This is a genomic window from [Flexibacter] sp. ATCC 35103 (assembly GCF_001975985.1).
Classification (GTDB): domain Bacteria; phylum Bacteroidota; class Bacteroidia; order Flavobacteriales; family Flavobacteriaceae; genus Flavobacterium.
Genome location: NZ_MTQF01000007.1, coordinates 69,059 through 88,914, shown reverse-complemented (window position 1 = coordinate 88,914; position 19,856 = coordinate 69,059). Strand labels below are relative to the sequence as shown.

Here is a 19,856-nt window from a genome sequence, read left to right as displayed (position 1 = left end):
AATTAAGCGTTACCTTTTGCTTTTTTAATTACAGCTTCTGAAATATTAGAAGGTGTTTCTGCATAGTGAGAAAACTCCATTGTTGAAGTTGCTCTACCAGAAGATAATGTTCTTAATGTTGTTACATATCCAAACATCTCTGATAAAGGCACATCAGCTTTAATAGTTTTAGCACCGTTTCTGTCACCCATGTCATTAACCTGACCTCTACGACGGTTGATATCACCTACGATATCTCCCATGTTTTCTTCAGGAGTAATAACTTCCATTTTCATGATTGGCTCAAGAATAATTGCTCCAGCAGCTTTTGCTACTTCTCTATAACCCATTCTTGCAGCTAATTCAAAAGAAAGAGCATCAGAATCGACAGGGTGGAAAGATCCGTCTGTCAAAGTTACTTTCAAACTATCCACTTGATAACCAGCCAAAGGACCAGTTTTCATAGCTTCACGGAAACCTTTTTCTACAGATGGAATATATTCCTTAGGAACGTTACCACCTTTTACTGCATTAATAAACTGTAATCCTACAGGTACTTTACCATCAACTTCGTCAGCTGGCTCAAGTGTAAATACGATATCACCGAATTTACCACGACCTCCTGATTGTTTCTTGTAAGTCTCTCTGTGTGTAGCAGTTCTTGTAAACGCTTCTTTATATTCAACTTGAGGCTCACCTTGGTTCACTTCAACTTTAAATTCACGTTTCATACGATCTACCAAGATATCTAAGTGAAGCTCACCCATACCTGAGATAATAGTTTGCCCTGAAGCCTCATCTGTTCTAACAGTAAATGTTGGATCTTCTTCAGCTAATTTAGCCAAAGCCATACCCATTTTATCAACGTCAGCTTTAGTTTTAGGCTCAATTGCAATACCAATTACCGGTGCAGGGAATTTCATAGACTCAAGAATGATTGGGTGTTTTTCATCACACAATGTATCCCCAGTTTTAATATCCTTAAATCCAACAGCAGCTCCAATATCTCCAGCCTCAATAAATTCGATTGGATTTTGTTTGTTAGCGTGCATTTGGTAGATACGAGAAATTCTTTCTTTATTTCCCGAACGTGTGTTCAAAACGTAAGAACCAGCATCTAAACGACCAGAGTAAGCACGGAAGAAAGCTAAACGACCTACGAATGGGTCAGTAGCAATTTTAAATGCTAAAGCAGCGAACGGCTCTTTTACGTCTGGCTTACGTAAGATTTTAGTTTGATCTTCTTCTAATAATTCAGCATCATCAGGGTGAATTCCTTCGATACCTTCCTTATCCATTGGAGAAGGCAAATATTTACAAACTGCATCTAACATGAATTGAACTCCTTTGTTCTTGAAAGAAGAACCAGCGATCATCGGGATGATAGCCATATCCATAGTAGCAGCTCTTAAAGCGTTGTTGATTTCTTCCTCTGTAATAGAGCTTTCATCTTCCATGAATTTCTCTAAAAGATTTTCATCGTAATCAGCAACTGCTTCAATAAGAATAGATCTGTACTCTTTAACCTCTGCAACCATATCAGCAGGAATTTCAACAATATCAAAAGTCGCCCCTTGAGTTGCATCATGCCAAATAATAGCTTGGTTTTTTACTAAATCTACAACACCTTTGAAATCATTTTCTTCACCGATTGGCAAAGTGATCGCAACAGCATTTGATTTCAACATATCACGAACTTGTTGACAAACTGCCAAAAAGTTAGATCCTTGACGGTCCATTTTATTTACGAATCCCATACGAGGAACTCTATATTGATCAGCAAGTCTCCAGTTAGTTTCCGATTGAGGCTCAACACCATCAACAGCACTAAACAAGAAAACTAAACCATCAAGTACACGTAAAGAACGGTTTACCTCTACAGTAAAGTCAACGTGTCCAGGAGTATCAATAATATTAAAGTGGTATGGCAAAGACTCAGGCAAAAGCTTACCTTGCTCAGTAGGAAAATTCCACTCACAAGTTGTTGCAGCTGAAGTAATTGTAATACCTCTTTCTTGCTCTTGAGCCATCCAGTCCATTGTTGCAGCACCATCGTGTACTTCACCAATTTTGTGTGACTTTCCAGTATAAAAAAGGATACGCTCAGTTGTTGTTGTTTTACCAGCATCAATGTGAGCAGCAATTCCGATATTTCTTGTATATTTTAAATCTCTAGCCATTTCTTACGAATTAAAATCTAAAGTGAGAGAAAGCTTTGTTAGCCTCTGCCATCTTGTGAGTATCCATTCTTTTCTTAACCGCAGCACCTTCTTCTTTAGCAGCAGCTAAACATTCTGACGCTAAACGTTGTGCCATAGATTTTTCATTTCTTCTTCTAGAATAAAGTATTAACCACTTCATTGCCATAGAAATTTTTCTGTCTGGTCTAATTTGCATTGGAATTTGAAATGTAGCTCCACCAACTCTACGGCTACGTACTTCTACGTGAGGCATAACGTTTGTTAAAGCATCTTTCCAAATTTCTAATGAAGATTTTTCTGAATCTTGCTTTTTAGACTCAATGATGTCAATTGCATCATAAAATACTTTGAAAGCTGTAGATTTCTTACCGTCCCACATTAAGTTGTTCACAAAACGTGTTACCAGTTGGTCGTTAAACCTTGGATCTGGTAAAAGTGGTCTTTTCTTTGCCGCTCTTTTTCTCATGTCTTTTTTTTAATAAAAAGTTATAGGTCATCCGTTAAATGTTATGTGTCATCCACTTTAGCTTACGCCAAATTTCAAACCCTTAACTCCTAACCTCCAACTTTAACGTTTTAAATTACTTTTTTGCTTCTTTTGGGCGTTTAGCACCGTACTTAGATCTTCTTTGCGTTCTTCCTGCAACTCCTGACGTGTCAAGCGCTCCACGAACGATATGATATCTAACACCTGGTAAATCTTTTACCCTTCCACCTCGCACTAATACTATCGAGTGCTCTTGTAGATTGTGTCCTTCTCCAGGGATGTAAGCATTCACTTCATTACCATTTGTCAAACGTACACGCGCAACTTTACGCATTGCAGAGTTTGGTTTTTTTGGTGTAGTAGTGTAAACACGCGTACAAACCCCTCTTCTTTGAGGACAAGAATCTAAAGCAACCGATTTACTCTTCTTAGTGATCTGAGTTCTTCCTGTTCTTACTAATTGTTGAATTGTTGGCATAATTAATACTAAAAATTTATTATGTATATTAAATTCCCGCTTTTTACGGGGTTGCAAATGTATAAAATATTTTTCACTATACAAACGTTAATTCATTAATTTTCAATAACATTATTTAAGCTTATGTTTTTACAAACAAACAATTGATATTTGCAATACTTTTAATAAATGAAACAATTGCTTTTGAAACACTTATTACATATATTCTTTTTTCTCTTCAGCTTTTCATCTTATAGCCAAAACTTTTATTTAAAAATAACTGGCTCTAACAAAACTGAAAGCAGGATAATCGATTCATTAAACTATTCAACTAAACACAATAATATAAAATCATTGAATGAGGAGGTAAAAAACACATCTCAAAAATTAACTTCTATTGGATTTTTAGACAATAAAATACAAGAAACAAAACTTGTAAATGACAGCACCTACACAGCAATAATAGAGTTAAAAAAGCCGATCAAAGAGATACATATATATATAGGTACAAATAATATTTTTTCGAACCCAACAGAAACAAAAAAGGATACCATAATTGTACCATATAATCAACTTGAAAACTTTTTAAATCAAAAGATACTTGATGCAGAAACAAAGGGTTTTGCATTAAGCAAAATAAAACTTGACAATATCATAAGAAAGAATTTAATAATTTATGGAGCCTTAAATTTTAAATCCGAAAAAAAACGCAGTGTTAATTCAATTATTATCATTCAAACAAATCCTCAAGAAAAAAATTATTTCCCAAAAGGTCATTTAAAACAACTGAATAAAAAATACCTTAATAAAACTTTTAATCAGGAGATTGTAAAAGAATTACACGATGACATAAATAGCTTTGAATTTATTACTCAAACTAAATATCCACAAATATTATTTACCAGCGACTCTACTAAAATATACACCTATATTGAAAAAAGAAAAGCAAATACATTTGATGGCTATATCGGATTTTCAAATGATGACAACAAAAAAACTACACTTAACGGATATTTAGATATCACTTTATTAAACACACTTCATGCGGGTGAACAATTTTCACTTTATTGGAAAAGTGATGGAAATCAACAAAAAACATTTAACACAAAAATAGAAATCCCCTATATATTCAACTCTTCGCTGGGGTTAAAAGCGCAACTTAACATATTTAAGCAAGACAGTACATTTCAAAATACAAAGACAGCAATTGATTTAGGATATTATTTAAATTACAATTCAAAAATATATTTAGGCTATCAATCAACAGAATCAAGTGACATTCAGAATACAAACAATTCAAGCATTAGTGATTTTAAGAACTCTTACATCACTTCTACATTTGACCACAAACGACTTGACTACACAAGCATTTTTTTTACAAAAAAAACATATTTAAGCCTTATAGCCGGATATGGAAAAAGAAACACAAACAATAATCCCGACACCGTAAATTCAAGCCCACAATTTTACATAAACGCCAACTTCGCAAATAACTTTGAGTTAAACAAAAGGAATTATATCAATATCAATTTACAAAGCTTTTACCTTAAAAGCAACAACTACATTACAAACGAATTATTTAGATTTGGCGGCATTAATTCCATAAGAGGTTTTTTAGAGAATAGCCTACAAGCCAATTTTACATCTATGCTTCTCACAGAATACAGATATATCGTTTCAAAAAACTTATACATAAATTCGATTATAGATTATGCAATTTACCAAGATTTAACAAGTAGCCAAAATCCAGATAAAATACATAATTTAACAGGAATTGGAATAGGAACAACCATACAAACCACAAGTGGTCTGCTTAGAATTAATCTCACCAATGGAGGGACAAGACTTCAGGAAATTCAGTTATTTAACACTATCGTTAACATATGTTATAATGTTAAATTTTAATATATATTAAAAATTCGTTAACATAACATTAGGATTATTAACTAATTATTGTGAATATTGTATTACTAATTCAAAATAATTGAGAAAATGAAACCAAAGTTCAATGGATTTTTAGTGCTATTATTAGTACTAATCGCGCAGTTAACCTTTGCGCAGGAAAGAGCTGTTTCGGGTACAGTTACCGATGATGCAGGAATGCCTTTACCAGGCGTTAGTGTATTAGTTAAGGGAACAAAAACCGGAACACAAACCGATTTTGACGGAAAATATTCCATCAAAGCAACACCAAGTCAAGTTTTAATATTTAGTTACATTGGAATGAAATCGCAAGAAGTCACAGCGAGCTCATCACAAGTAAATACTAAACTATCTGGAGACGCCCAACAACTTGAGGGGGTTGTTGTTACTGCTTTAGGATTATCAAGAGAGAAAAAATCTCTTGGTTACGCAACACAAGAAGTAAAAGGCGAAAGTTTAGCAGCAGTAAAAAGCGACAACTTTGTAAATGCTATTTCCGGTAAAGTTTCGGGTGTACAAGTAAAAAGAACAACTAACTTTGGAGGTTCTACAAACATCGTAATTAGAGGAAACTCATCTTTAACTGGAAACAATCAGGCTTTATTTGTTATCGATGGAGTTCCCGTAAGCAACAACAATTCTAATTCAAGAGATCAAGAACAATCTGGTGCAGGTTACGATTATGGTAGCGCTGCATCTGACATCAACCCAGAAGATATTGAATCTATAAACGTACTTAAAGGATCAGCCGCAAGTGCACTATACGGATCAAGAGCTGCTAATGGAGTCGTAGTAATTACAACAAAAAAGGGAAACAAAAAAGCAAAAGGATATTCCGTAACAGTTAACTCTGGTGTAACCGTTGGATCAGTTGACAAAAGTACTTTTGTTAAATATCAAAAACAATACGGTGCCGGATATGGACCTTATTATGGACCAGATGAAGACTCCTATTTAGACCATATTGATATTGATGGTGACGGAATTTTAGATAATGTAACCCCATTGACAGAAGACGCTTCTTATGGACAAGCATTCAATCCTAACTTATTAGTTTACCAATGGGATGCCTTTTATCCAGAATCACCGAATTACATGAAAGCAACTCCATGGGTAAATGCAAAAAATGGCCCAATAACATTTTTTCAAAAACCAGTAGCTGTTACTAACTCTATCTCTATAGACAAAGGATTGGAAAATGGATATTTAAGATTAGGCTTTAATAATCTTGATCAAACAGGTCTTTTACCTAACAGTACATTAAAGAGAAATACTTTTACGTTAAATGCATCAACCCTAATAAACGACAGACTAACTGTGGCAGGTTACGGTAACTTTACAAAAACAAGTACGGTTGGTAGAAATAGTACCGGATATAACGATAACATTGCTGGTAATTTTAGACAATGGTGGCAAACCAATGTTGACTTAAAAAGTTTAAAACAAGCATATGAGTTAACCGGAAGAAACATATCCTGGAACCCAAATTCATATACAAATTCTACTCCAATTTTCTGGGACAACCCATATTTCCAACGTTATGAAAATTATGAATCAGATAGTAGAAACAGATTTATTGGAAATGCATCATTGAACTATAAAATCACAAGTTGGCTAGATGCATTTGGTAGAGTAGCCGTTGATACGTATGACGAATTACAAGAAGAGAGAAGAGCAATTGGAAGTGTACCTGCAAACTTTGGTATTGGAACCGGAGGTGGCGATGGGAGCGAGGACAGAAATCCAGCATCATCTGGATATTCCAGAAAAAACATAGGCTTCAGTGAGTTCAACTATGATTTCATGCTAAACTACAATACTAACATTACACAAAAATTAAACCTTAAAGGTGTTGTCGGTGTTAACATTCGAAGAAGTTATTACACTTCTATTTTTGCAGCAACAAATGGAGGACTTGCAATTCCAAAATTATATTCACTACAAAATACAGTAAGCCCATTATTAGCCCCTATTGAAAGAGATGAAGCCATAGGTGTTGATGGGGTTTACGGAAGTGCATCTTTTGGCTATGATGATTATTTATTTCTTGAAGGAACAATAAGAAGAGACCACTCTTCCACTCTACCTGAAGCAAATAGTTCTTACTACTATCCTTCGGTATCATCGAGTTTTGTGTTTTCAAAATTTGTAGATGCTGATTGGTTGTCTTTTGGAAAAATAAGATTAAACTACGCTGAAGTTGGTAATAGTCCAGGATTTGACAGAATCTTAGACACCTATGCAGTGAACACCGCATTCGGAGCTTCTTCTGCATCAGTTAAAGACACAAAAAACAATCCTAATCTAAAACCCGAACGTACTAAAAGTTACGAAGCCGGTTTAGAGCTTTCGTTTTTCAAAAAGAGATTAGGACTTGATTTTTCGTATTACAAATCAAATTCAATTGATCAGATTATCCCATTAAGATTAACTTCTTCAACTGGTTATTTATATGAATTAATTAACGCCGGAGAAATAGAAAATAAAGGTATTGAGGTTTCTTTGAATGGTACTCCAGTAAAAACAGAAAATTTTTCTTGGGACATTAACCTAAACTTTGCCAGAAACAGAAACAAAGTATTAAATTTATTAGACGGAATTGACAATTTACAACTTGGAACTATGCAAGGTGGTGTAACAATCAATGCAGCAGTTGGACAACCTTATGGTGTAATTTACGGTACGCAATACACTTATTTAAACGGACAAAGAGTTGTAGATCCTGCTAATGGACAATACATAAAAACTTCAACTTCTGACAATCCTATTGGAAATTCAAATCCAGATTACACCGCTGGTTTAAACAATAGATTTAGCTACAAAAACTTCTCCTTCGAATTTTTAATTGACATGCAAAAAGGAGGACAAATATTCTCACTTGATCGCTATTATGGTTTAGCAACAGGTCTGTATGACGACACTGCTTTTACTAATGAACTTGGAAATCCAGTAAGAAATCCTTTAACTTCAGGATCTGACAGTGGTGGTTTTATCAATCCAGGAGTAAATCCTAATGGAGCCGTAAATACAACTAGAATTGAAGCTAGTCGTTTTGGAGCACAAGGGTACAGAAGAGGATTACCAGATGAAGCATTTGTATACGATGCAAGTTATATTAAATTAAGACAAACATCAATTTCATATTCTTTATCAGAAAAAGTATTAAAAAATACTTTCATAAACGGAATGACTTTTAGTATTGTTGGAACTAACCTTTGGATTATACATAAAAATTTACCAGATGCAGATCCGGAATCAGGCTTAGGAGCAGGTAATCTACAAGGTTATTCAACAGGATCTTTGCCATCAACAAGAGATGTTAGCTTCAACGTTAAAATCCAATTTTAAATCAAGAAATCATGAAAAAAATATTTTTAATTCTACTCACTGCGGCAACCTTTGCGTCTTGCTCCGATGATTTAGAAAACTTAAACGTAAACGTTAAGGATCCATCAAACGTACCAGGAGAAGCTTTATTTACCAGCGCTCAAAAAAAGTTAGTAGATCAAATGATGAGTACGAATGTTAATGACAATGTCATCAGATTACTAAACCAATACTGGACAGAAACTGTTTATACAGACGAAAGCAATTACGACTTAGTAACCAGAACCATTCCTGAGCAGCACTGGCAATATTTGTACAAAGATGTATTGAAAGATTTAGATCAGAGTGCAACAAATATCACTGCAACACCTGTTGGTTTAACAGAGAATCCGCTGGACAAACAAAACAAACTTGCAATTATTGAAGTCTTAAATGTTTACACCTATGCTATTTTAGTAGAGACATTTGGAAATGTTCCATATTCACAAGCATTGAATTTAAATTATAAAACACCTAAATATGATGATGGCCTTACAATTTACAAAGATCTTATTGCCAGACTAAATAAAGCAATCATAAATCTTAATACAGGTGGCAAGAGTTTTGGTGACAATGACAGAATTTATAGTGGCGATGTAACAAAGTGGATTAAATTTGCAAACACTTTAAAATTAAGATTAGGAATTACAATTTCAGATATTCCTACAGAAGCTGCTTTAGCCCAAGCTACAGTTTCAAGCGCCGCCCCATTAGTATTCACTTCTAATCTTGACAATGCTGATTTAAAGTACTTGACAGCAACGCCAAATACAAACCCACTATACGTAGATCTAGTAGCAAGTGGTCGTTCCGACTTTGTTCCTACCAGTACGATAATAGACAGGATGAACACACTAAATGATCCAAGACGCTCGAAATACTTCGACAGCAATATGGATGACCCAACAACTCCTCAAATTGAATATGTAGGTGGTGAAAATGGAGCGAGTAATTCATTTGCAAATAAAACACACATAACACCAACAATTCAAGCACCAGATTTTCCCGGAACAATTTTGGATTATGCCGGAGCTCAGTTTTTATTAGCAGAAGCAGCTGAAAGATCCTTATACGGAACCCCAGCAAATGCCGAAGCTCATTATAATGCTGCAATTACAGCATCTATATTAGATTGGGGAGGAACTACCGCAGAAGCAACAACATATCTTGCCAATCCTGCTGTAGCATATACAACTGCTGCAGGAACCTGGAAACAAAAAATTGGAACTCAGAGTTGGATTGCTTATTACAACAATTCATTTGAAGGATGGTCAACTTACAGAAGATTAGACTTTCCTGTTTTAGATGCTCCAGCAGATGCAGTTTCCGGCATACCACAACGCTATACTTATCCTATAATAGAACAATCATTAAATAAAGCCAGTTATACCGCAGCTAGTTCTGCGATTGGTGGAGACGCTGTAGAAACGAAGTTATTTTGGGATAAATTTTAATTCTAACATAATTTAACACAAAACCACCCTCTAAAAAGGGTGGTTTTTTTATGCAAAAGTTATAAAAAAACAAAAATAAGCTCAATATCTTTAAATTTAACAATCCTATAAATATTAATATTTTTCATTATTATCATATTTGAGACGATAAATTACGAATTTAAAATTTACACATGTTTTTTAACTATAAAAAAACAATATCTTATAGTAAAATCATAATTTAACTAAAAAAAAAGCTTTTTATATTAGGTAGATTAACAAATTATTAAGATTTTTGTCGAACTAATTCAAAATATTTAAAAATGAAACTAAAGTTCAATGGATTCTTAGTACTTTTATTAGTACTAGTTGCGCAACTTACTTTCGCGCAAGAAAGAGCTGTTTCTGGAACAGTTTCTGACAATACGGGAATGCCTTTACCAGGTGTGAGTGTATTAGTTAAAGGGACAAAAACAGGAACGCAAACAGACTTTGATGGTAAATTTTCTATCAAAGCATCTTCAAGCCAAGTTTTGGTATTTAGCTACATTGGGATGAAATCTCAAGAAGTAGCCGCAAGTTCAACTTCAATTAGCGTAAAACTAACTGATGACTCAGTAGAACTTGAAAGCGTTGTTGTAACTGCATTAGGTATCAAAAAAGAGAAGAAAGCATTAGGATATGCAACTTCACAAGTTAAAGGTGATGATCTACAAAGATCTCACGAACCTAACGTAATCGAAGGTCTTGCTGGAAAAGCAGCCGGAATTCAAGTTACTGGATCAGCAGGAACACCTGGTGCATCAAGTAAAATCCTTATTAGAGGTCAGAAGTCTGTAACTTTATCAAGCCAACCACTAATCGTTTTAGATGGACAAATCATAGACAACTCTATAAACAATAATGCAGGTTCAGGTACAAATATTGGCGGTGTAGATGACTCTAACAGAGCCGTTGACATCAATCCTGATGATATTGAAAGCGTATCTATTCTAAAAGGAGGAGCTGCCGCTGCACTTTATGGAGAAAATGCAAGAAATGGGGTAATACTTTATACAAGTAAAAAAGGAAAGAAAAGAAAAGGGATTGGTGTTGAACTTTCTAGTACTGTATCAGTTGACCAAGTAAGCATGCTTCCAAACATTCAGTTTAAATATGCAGCCGGTACTGGCGGAACAAATTACGTTGCTCCAGCAACATATAACGCAGCTGGATTCCCAACAACTAATCCTTCAGGAACTATCCAAAGCTGGGGGCCAGAAATTTCAAGCGTTCCAGGCTTAAAAGCTTATGACAATGCTAAAAATTTCTTCCAAGACGGGATAACTACAACTCAGAATGTGGCTCTTTCTGGAGGTAATGATACTGCATCATTCAGACTTGGTTTTGGTCATACAGATCAAACAGGAATGGTTCCAAATACTTCTTTAAAAAGATCTAATGTAAGTTTGAATGCACAATATAACATTACAGATAAATTAAAAGCTGGTGCTGATTTTAAATACTCTAACACTTCAGGAGTAAGAGCCCAAAAAGGAAGCAACGTTGCAGGAATTATGCTATCTCTATACAGAGCTCCTTCAAGTTATGATCTTAGAGATTATGAAACTCCACAAGGAACTAATAAAAACTATTATTCTGCTTATGACAATCCTTACTACACTGTATATAACAACCCTTATAACGACGAAACAAATCGTAGTATTTTTAATGGACACATTACTTATAACCAAAGCAAAGAATTTAATGCTTTACTAAGAGCAGGTGTAGACACATATACAACCCATGCACAGCAAAACTATTCTTATAGTAGTCGTGGTAATTCTAATGCCGATGGAACTGGTCAAGTGATATTAGACACTTATAACGCTAGTTTATACAACATTGACTTGATTTTTAATGGTGACATTACACTTATTGAAGACAAATTATCTGTAAGTTATAGTGCCGGAGGATCTATAAATTCAAAATTCTCAAATGACATGTATACTGTAGGATCAGTAATGTTATTACCAAACCAGTATAACTTAAGCAATTTTACAAACTTCACTCCTCAGAATTATGACATGTCACAAATAAAAAGAGGTGTTTACGGACAAGTTGAATTTGCTGCATTAGATCAATTTTATTTGACACTTACAGGAAGAAATGACTGGAGCAGTACATTACCTAAAGACAATAATTCATATTTTTACCCTGCAGTAAGTGCTTCATGGTTGTTTAACAAAACACTTAATCTTCCGGAGTGGATTACTTTAGGAAAAATAAGAGGTGCGTTTGCTGAAACTTATGCTTCTCCAACTCCTTACAATGTTCAAACTACCTACACTACACCGTATTATTACGATACATTTGGATCTCAATTATACGCTCCTTATGGAGGTATTGGAGCATTTGGATACACAACTATACTTAAAGATCCAAATTTAAAACCTGAACACAACAAAGAATACGAAGTAGGTTTAGAATTAGAAATGTTTAGAAGACTACGTTTAAACGTAAGTGCTTATCAATCTACTAACTATGACTTATTGGTTCAAGCACCAGTTGCACAATCTTCAGGATTTTCTAATTCATACACTAATGGTCCAACTGTACAAAACAGAGGATTAGAAGTAGAGTTAGGATACGACATATTTAAAAATACAGATTTCCAATGGGATATTAATGTAAACTGGAGTAAAAACGTAAATAAAGTAACCGCAGTTGCAGATAACTTAAATAATTCACCTATAGGTAGTGACTACTTTTCTGGTGGTGTAACACCGTCTATTGTAAGAGGTCAGCCTTTAGGAGTTATGCTTGGAACAGTTTGGCAAAGAAACGATTCTGGTCAGTTAATTCTTGACGCTGACGGACTACCTTTCCTTAACGGACAAACTCAAATCATTGGTAATCCAAACCCAGACTGGTTAGCTGGTGTTAGAAATAATTTTAGCTACAAAAATGTATCATTGAGCTTTCTTCTTGACATAAGAAAAGGAGGAGATGTATGGAATGGTACACACGCTAGACTTAACAGACTAGGAGTTACTGAAGAATCAGCTCAAGATAGAAACGCAACTTACGTTATATCTGGAGTTAATGAGGCAGGAGCACCAAACACAGTTGCAGCATCAAATTTTGATTATTACAATTACTACCTAGGTGATAATGGAGCTGCTACTGAGCAAGCTATAGAAGAGGTTAGCTGGGTAAGATTGAGAGACGTTAGCTTAGGTTATAATTTCGGAAAACTACTTACAAAGAGCGCACCATTTATTAGAGATGCCTCATTAACATTATCAGCAAGAAACTTATTTGTAATTACAAATTACAACGGGGTAGATCCTGAAAATTCTCTTGCAGGATCAGGCTCAAACACTAATGGGTTGGATTATTTTAATAATCCAGGTTCAAAAAGCTACGCTTTAACATTAAAACTTAATTTTTAATATTATGAAAAAAATCTTTTTATCTATAATATTAGGAGCGTTAACTCTAAATTCGTGCCAAAACGAATTAGAAACCTTTAACGACAATCCTAATGGCCCTACAACAGCTTCACCAGCTACTCTACTTACAGGAGTTGAAGTGGGGACAATAAATAACTCATTAGGTAATTTATCAAGAACCTTTACGATATTTACTCAGCATAGAATGGAAATCAACTTCAATCTTCTGAAGCAGGACGTTATGTTATAACAGAACTTGACAATGAAGGTGACTGGGGTAATATTTACCAAGCGGGTGTTAATGCAAACACAATTATAAAAGACTACGAAGCAACAAGCCCTTATTATGGTGGTATTGCAAGAATATTAGTAGCACTTAATATGGGAATTGCAACAGATATTTGGGGCGATATACCTTTTTCAGAAGCTTTTGCAGGTGTTGAAGGCAATGTTACACCAAAATATGATACACAGAAAGAAGTAATTGAGCGCATACAATCTTACCTTGACTTAGCAATATTAGATTTAGCTAAACCAGCAAGTGCCAATCTTTCCGTACCAAAAACTGATGATATTTTTTATGGTGGAAATACTGAAAAGTGGACAAAACTTGCTTATGCGATCAAAGCAAGATATGCGCTGAGATTAACAACAAAAGACGGAAGTGCTGTAGCAGCACAAAAAGCCCTTACTTATGCACAAAAATCAATTACATCAAAAGCTGACAATTTAGTTGCAACTTTTGACGGAGGTAATAATCAAAGTACATGGTATGCATTCAATAATCAAAGAGCAGGATATATGGGAATGGGTAAATTTTTTATAGATTTATTAAATGCCAATTCAGATCCTCGTTTACCATTTTATGCTACAGAAGCAGAAGATGGAACTTATGACGGTGCTGCACCTGAGTCACCAGACGGTTCTGGACTAAAATCTCGTTTTGGAGATTATTTTGCAGGAGATCCAGCGACACCTTTGAATATTATTACTTTAACTGAAGTTAAATTTATTGAAGCAGAAGCACAGTTTAGATTAGGAAACATCGCCGCAGCTCAAACTGCTTTACAAGCCGCAGTAAATTCATCACTAATAGATGTTACTGGTACAAGCAACGCTACTTATGCAGCTACTGCATCAGCGGCAGTTACTTTGCAAAATATTATTACACAAAAATATATTGCATTGTTCACTACTTTTGAACCATACAATGATTTTAGAAGAACAGGATTTCCTGCATTAACTCCAAATCAAGCGAGTCAATCTAAAAAGATTCCTGCAAGATTATTGACGCCTAAATCAGAAAGAACATTGAATAACAATGCAACTGTTGTTTCAGATATATATGCACCAGTTTGGTGGGCAACTCCTAATTAATTTAATACACCTAAATTAAGACTAACCACTCTGTTCATTCAGAGTGGTTTTTTTTTATATAAACATTATACCTATATTTGTCCCATGGAAAAAGAACATCAAATATTTGGAATTAGAGCCATTATAGAAGCAATACAAGCAGGAAAAGAAGTCGATAAAGTATTTATACAAAAAGAAATTTCTGGAGAATTAATGAAAGATTTAATGAAAGTGATGAAACGCGCTAACATTAATTTCTCCTATGTACCTGTGGAGAAACTAAATCGCCTAACGCCAAACAATCACCAGGGAGCAGTTGCAACCATCTCCCCTATTGGTTTTATAGAATTAGAACATTTAGTTGAATCAACAATCGCATCCGGTTCAAAACCATTATTTCTAATATTAGATCAGATTTCTGATGCACGTAATTTTGGAGCAATCATAAGAACTGCAGAATGTACTGGTGTAAACGGAATTATTGTTCAAAAAGCAGGATCTGCACCTGTGAATGGTGATACTGTTAAAACTTCAGCAGGAGCTGTATTTAATGTGCCTATTTGTAAAGTTGAACATATTAAAGATGCTATTTTCTACCTTCAGGGTTCAGGAATTAAAACAGTTGCTGCAACAGAGAAAACAGACCAGAATATTTACGACATAGCATTAAACGAACCAGTAGCAATTATAATGGGATCTGAAGATAGAGGAATAAATCCTTCTGTTCTTAAAATCGTTGATGAAAAAGCAAAATTGCCAATGTTTGGATCAATAGGATCTCTTAACGTTTCTGTAGCTTGTGGAGCATTTTTATACGAAGCTGTACGCCAAAGAAGTTAAATAACCCAAAGAATAAGGTGGCAAACAAATATGATAATTGATGTCTTTAAAACCTATTCAAAACATATTGCTTAAAAAACTTAGTTTAATACTTGTAATATTTTTAATTACAAGTATTAACTATGGGCAAACCACTACCTATAATCAATTTTGGAATGAGATTCAGTTTAACAGGACTATTAATGAAAAATGGTCTACTGAATTAAATCTTGGTGCCGCTTACAGCAGTACTGAATCTTCTTCTAATATCTTTCAACAAAACATACAAAGATCCATTAGAGCTTGGGGGCATTATTATTACTCTCCCCGATGGAAGGTGTCTTCTTTTTTAGCTTATAATTACAACAAGGATGTTCCGGAAATTGGTCAATTTAAATCTCCGGAAATAAGATTTGCTTTGCAGGGAATCTACTATTTTCACAAAACAGGTTACACTTTAAGTACCAGAATGAGAATGGAATTGAGACATATGCGAAATGAAGATGGAGACTATGATAATGTTTTACGATATCGGCAACAAATAAAATATTTAAAACCAATTAATAGTAAAATATTAAGAGAAGGAGTTGTTTATATAATAGCTTCAGATGAACTTTTTTTTAAATCCGGAACTAAAGTAACAGGCCTTAGTTTCTTTGATCGAAACAGATTAAATCTTGGTGCGGGTTATTTATTTTCAGATGATATACAGGTCGAGTTGACTTATGCAAATGAATTTTTACCAAGAGATGAGCAAAATCAAATTGTGAACGCAGCATCATTGACTGTAACTTTTAATAATTTATTCAAAAATCTTAATAAAAAATTACTCCATAAAAATGAAGCTTCAACTGAAGAGTAGCTTTTTTTATTTATCTTCCTTTAACAAGCACGCCAATTGCTTTACTATAGCATCTTTATGTAATTTAAAAGTATAGTCACGTACAAACTCTGTGCCCTGCATATTGATTTCTGCAAGTACTGCTTCAAACTTAGAAAAAGCAATTAAATCTTTTTCATCAATTAAATAAAGCACTTGCATGATCGAATCATTATGCCTGTACTGTGTATCATAGTGACTTAGTTTATATTTTTTTTGGTCAGCCAGATGAATGATTAAATCATCTTTTATTTTTTTTCCTTCTTTTCTAGGCGGAAAAGGCGATGGCTGCAAGGCTACAAAATAATGTTCCTTATCTGTTACGATATTAATTTTTAATGATTTTGATTTTGTTATATAAAAATCAGCAGGATCAAAATAATACATCATTGTACCATCCGCAAGTACTCTATTTTTTATTTTACATTGAGCTATTAACGCCGAACTGGATAAGACCAATAAAACTAGAAGTACTAAGTATATCTTCCTCATAACACATTAAATTAAAATTAAAGCATTAACAAAATTACTCTTTTAAAATCAATTTAAAGATTACCAACTATATTTTATCGTCTGACTCTGTTTTGGTTACGGTATAATTAACATAAAGATTAGAATTAAAGTAGTTAGAAAAATTCTCGGCTTCCTCTTCAGGAATTTCTGTATTTACAAAATTTCCTTTTTCATCAAAATGTTTCATGAATGCATCATCTTCAGGATTAAAATCCGGCTTTTGCCAATCATAAACGATAGGTTTTGCATATTCCGGTGTTTTATAAATTAAAGACATTGCAAATCCAGTAATAAAGCCGGCTAAATGCCCTTCCCAGGAAATGGTTTTGTCGACATCCGGAAAAACATACCATATCATTCCTCCGTAAAGTAAAATTACGGATAAAGAAAGCGCCACTAGTCTATAGTAACCTGTCTGAATACCTTTAAAGAAAATAAAACTTACTAAAACATAAATTAGTCCACTGGCACCAATATGGTAATTTTCCCGACCAATAATCCATGTTATTAAACCTGAAAACAAGATTCCGAAAATAATTACCGAAAAAGATTGTTTAGGATAAAAGAATTGCAACGCCGCTAATAATACCAAAAGAGGAATCGAGTTATTATATAAATGATCTAAATTTTCATGAATAAAAGGACTAAATAAAACACCTTGCAAACCTGAAAAATCACGGGGATAAATACCGTTCTGATAAAAATCAAAATCGAATCGAATTTGAACCCAATAGATAATCCACAAGAAAAGCACAAAAAATACAGGAAGTCCAATTACTGCATTTGAAAATTTAAAATGATTATCATTCATATTTAAGAGTCTAGAGAATTATTTGTCATCAAAAAACTATCCAAATACAATTTACTGATAATTTGTCAGCTAAGACCTCAATATCCTTTGTTATGATTTGTAACCCTTTAAAACTATTAAATTAAAATTGAAAATAGTAATTTTACAAAATGGAAGCACCTTTAGCCGAGCGTATTCGCCCACAGCAATTAGAAGACTATATTAGTCAAAGTCATTTGGTTGGACCAAATGGTTCGTTAACGCAACAAATTTCGAAAGGAATAATTCCATCATTGATTTTTTGGGGACCACCAGGAACAGGAAAGACAACTCTGGCTCAAATTATTGCTCAGGAATCAAAGCGTCCTTTCTATATTTTGAGCGCCATAAATTCGGGCGTTAAAGACATTCGTGATGTAATCGAAAAAGCGAAACAAAGTGGCGGATTATTTACGGCAAAAAACCCTATTTTATTTATTGATGAGATTCACCGATTCAGTAAATCACAACAGGATTCTCTTTTGGCCGCAGTCGAAAAAGGATGGATTACTCTTATTGGTGCAACTACTGAAAACCCAAGCTTTGAAGTTATTCCTGCATTATTGTCACGTTGCCAAGTTTATATACTAAATGCTTTTACAAAAGCGGATTTAGAAGCTTTACTTCATCGGGCAATGAAAACAGACTCTTATTTAGCCTCTAAAAACATCACACTAAAGGAAACAGAAGCTCTACTGAGACTTTCTGGCGGAGACGGAAGAAAATTACTTAATATTTTTGAACTTGTTGTTAATGCTTCTTCAGGCGATGAAATAATCATAACAAATGATCGTGTTTTTGAATTAGTACAGCAAAATACTGTTTTGTATGACAAAAGTGGCGAACAACATTATGATATTGTTTCAGCATTTATAAAATCAATTCGTGGCAGCGATCCAAATGGAGCTGTTTATTGGCTTGCAAGAATGATCGAAGGCGGCGAAGATGTGAAATTTATTGCCCGAAGAATGCTTATTCTGTCAAGTGAAGATATTGGCAACGCAAACCCAACAGCGTTTATAATGGCAAATAACACTTTTCAGGCAGTAACAACTATTGGATATCCTGAAAGCCGTATTATATTAAGTCAGTGTGCTATTTACCTGGCAACTTCTCCAAAAAGCAATGCTTCATATATGGCAATAGGAAATGCACAGCAATTAGTAAAACAAACCGGCGATTTACCTGTTCCTATTCATTTAAGAAATGCACCAACCAAACTTATGAAAGAGTTAGGATATGGTGACGACTATAAATACTCACATGATTATGCAAATAATTTTGCAGAGCAGGAATTTTTACCCGATGCTATAAAAGAAACGGTTCTTTATAATCCAGGAAGCAATTCTAGAGAGAACAGCAATCGTGAATTTTTAAAGAACCGTTGGAAAGATAAATACGGCTATTAAAAACCGTATTTTATTTTTAGAATTTTACTGATACTTTTTCAGAAACTAATTGATCATTTTTATAATATTCAAAAAACCATTGATTATCTTTTGCATTTAGTGATCCCTGAATACCATCTTTAATAGCTATAAAAGAATCCGGACGCGATGTTTTCAACAACTTCATAACAACTTTAGGCGTTTTATCGATTAACTGATATCCGTTTTCTGTTGGTTGGGCATATAACAAATTAGGATCTTTCATATCTGCAACCGGAGCTGAAACTGTCGTAACAACAGCTTGAGTTGCTATAGGAGCAGTTGTTGTTGTTGTTGTTGTTACAACTTTTCCGGAATTAAAACTTTTTCCGTTGTATTTGTAATGCAAAGCGTTTACTGAAACAAATGCTAAATCAAGACATTCTCTATAAGCTGTTTCATAATCTTTCTCTTTGCTTTTTCCTATATCCGAGGTATAAATAACTTTACCATAACAATCTTTAAATTCTAAAAAAAGCTTAGTGATCAAAAAACCATTTTCTTTTTTTACATCAACATACAAAAGATCACAACGATCACCAAAACCTGAAGGAAGCTCTTCGTTGCCATAAAAAGCCTGAAAACCAGCTTTATTTAAATTTGCCTTTGTCATTGTTGACATTCTATATTGATTTTCGGTTTTAAGAAAATCATATTTCAAAGGCACAATAACTCCTTTATAATCATTAACGGATTGAGAAAACCCAATAACTGAAATAAGAAGCGCAATCAACAAAAATTTAATTCTCATA

Annotated in this window: 15 protein-coding genes; 9 read left to right on the top strand and 6 right to left on the bottom strand. The window is 34.1% G+C overall.

Annotation, left to right across the window (positions count from 1 at the left end):
• Window positions 1–2: 2 nt before the first annotated feature.
• From fusA to rpsL, 3 genes are all read right to left on the bottom strand, one after another.
• A complete protein-coding gene (fusA, locus tag BXU01_RS15495; protein ID WP_055093057.1) occupies window positions 3–2,159 on the bottom strand; it encodes an elongation factor G in 2,157 nt (718 codons plus the stop codon).
• 10 nt (window positions 2,160–2,169) lie between these two features.
• Window positions 2,170–2,646, bottom strand: a complete 477-nt coding sequence (gene rpsG / locus BXU01_RS15490; RefSeq protein WP_007803600.1) for a 30S ribosomal protein S7 — start codon at window positions 2,644–2,646, stop codon at window positions 2,170–2,172.
• Window positions 2,647–2,761: 115 nt separating this feature from the next.
• The gene (gene rpsL / locus BXU01_RS15485; RefSeq protein ID WP_007136570.1) at window positions 2,762–3,145 is read right to left on the bottom strand and encodes a 30S ribosomal protein S12; all 384 of its coding nucleotides are present in this window, start codon (window positions 3,143–3,145) and stop codon (window positions 2,762–2,764) included.
• Between the two features lie 168 nt (window positions 3,146–3,313).
• Between rpsL and BXU01_RS15480 the strand changes: the two genes are divergently transcribed.
• From BXU01_RS15480 to BXU01_RS15445, 8 genes are all read left to right on the top strand, one after another.
• The gene (locus tag BXU01_RS15480; RefSeq protein ID WP_083694050.1) at window positions 3,314–5,029 is read left to right on the top strand and encodes a hypothetical protein; all 1,716 of its coding nucleotides are present in this window, start codon (window positions 3,314–3,316) and stop codon (window positions 5,027–5,029) included.
• 87 nt (window positions 5,030–5,116) lie between these two features.
• The gene (locus BXU01_RS15475; RefSeq protein WP_083694049.1) at window positions 5,117–8,395 is read left to right on the top strand and encodes a SusC/RagA family TonB-linked outer membrane protein; all 3,279 of its coding nucleotides are present in this window, start codon (window positions 5,117–5,119) and stop codon (window positions 8,393–8,395) included.
• An 11-nt stretch (window positions 8,396–8,406) separates the two neighbouring features.
• Window positions 8,407–9,867, top strand: coding sequence for a SusD/RagB family nutrient-binding outer membrane lipoprotein (locus BXU01_RS15470; RefSeq protein ID WP_083694048.1), 1,461 nt, complete (start codon window positions 8,407–8,409; stop codon window positions 9,865–9,867).
• 302 nt (window positions 9,868–10,169) lie between these two features.
• Window positions 10,170–13,280 (top strand): SusC/RagA family TonB-linked outer membrane protein, encoded by a 3,111-nt coding sequence (locus BXU01_RS15465; protein WP_083694047.1) that lies wholly within the window; start codon window positions 10,170–10,172, stop codon window positions 13,278–13,280.
• A 4-nt stretch (window positions 13,281–13,284) separates the two neighbouring features.
• A complete protein-coding gene (locus BXU01_RS15460) occupies window positions 13,285–13,530 on the top strand; it encodes a hypothetical protein (protein WP_083694046.1) in 246 nt (81 codons plus the stop codon).
• Window positions 13,527–14,657 carry a SusD/RagB family nutrient-binding outer membrane lipoprotein gene (locus BXU01_RS15455; RefSeq protein WP_083694045.1) on the top strand — a complete coding sequence of 377 codons (1,131 nt, stop codon included), beginning with the start codon at window positions 13,527–13,529 and terminating at the stop codon, window positions 14,655–14,657. The genes BXU01_RS15460 and BXU01_RS15455 overlap by 4 nt, the downstream gene beginning before the upstream one ends.
• Before the next feature lie 84 nt (window positions 14,658–14,741).
• Entirely contained in the window at window positions 14,742–15,476 is a 735-nt protein-coding gene (gene rlmB, locus BXU01_RS15450) for a 23S rRNA (guanosine(2251)-2'-O)-methyltransferase RlmB (protein WP_055093044.1), read from the top strand.
• 40 nt (window positions 15,477–15,516) lie between these two features.
• Complete coding sequence (locus BXU01_RS15445) at window positions 15,517–16,317, top strand: DUF2490 domain-containing protein (RefSeq protein ID WP_083694044.1); 801 nt, start codon at window positions 15,517–15,519, stop codon at window positions 16,315–16,317.
• 6 nt (window positions 16,318–16,323) lie between these two features.
• On the opposite strand, the gene BXU01_RS15440 is transcribed toward BXU01_RS15445, so the two are convergent.
• Both BXU01_RS15440 and BXU01_RS15435 read right to left on the bottom strand, forming a co-directional pair.
• Entirely contained in the window at window positions 16,324–16,827 is a 504-nt protein-coding gene (locus BXU01_RS15440; RefSeq protein WP_083694043.1) for a hypothetical protein, read from the bottom strand.
• 67 nt (window positions 16,828–16,894) lie between these two features.
• On the bottom strand, window positions 16,895–17,659 hold the full coding sequence (locus BXU01_RS15435) for a rhomboid family intramembrane serine protease (RefSeq protein ID WP_083694042.1): 765 nt from the start codon (window positions 17,657–17,659) through the stop codon (window positions 16,895–16,897).
• Window positions 17,660–17,808: 149 nt separating this feature from the next.
• On the opposite strand from BXU01_RS15435, the gene BXU01_RS15430 reads away from it, so the two are divergent.
• Window positions 17,809–19,086 (top strand): replication-associated recombination protein A, encoded by a 1,278-nt coding sequence (locus BXU01_RS15430; protein WP_083694041.1) that lies wholly within the window; start codon window positions 17,809–17,811, stop codon window positions 19,084–19,086.
• 16 nt (window positions 19,087–19,102) lie between these two features.
• Here BXU01_RS15430 and BXU01_RS15425 read toward each other — a convergent pair whose 3' ends face one another.
• A complete protein-coding gene (locus BXU01_RS15425) occupies window positions 19,103–19,855 on the bottom strand; it encodes a hypothetical protein (protein ID WP_083694040.1) in 753 nt (250 codons plus the stop codon).
• Between the last annotated feature and the right edge of the window lies 1 nt (window position 19,856).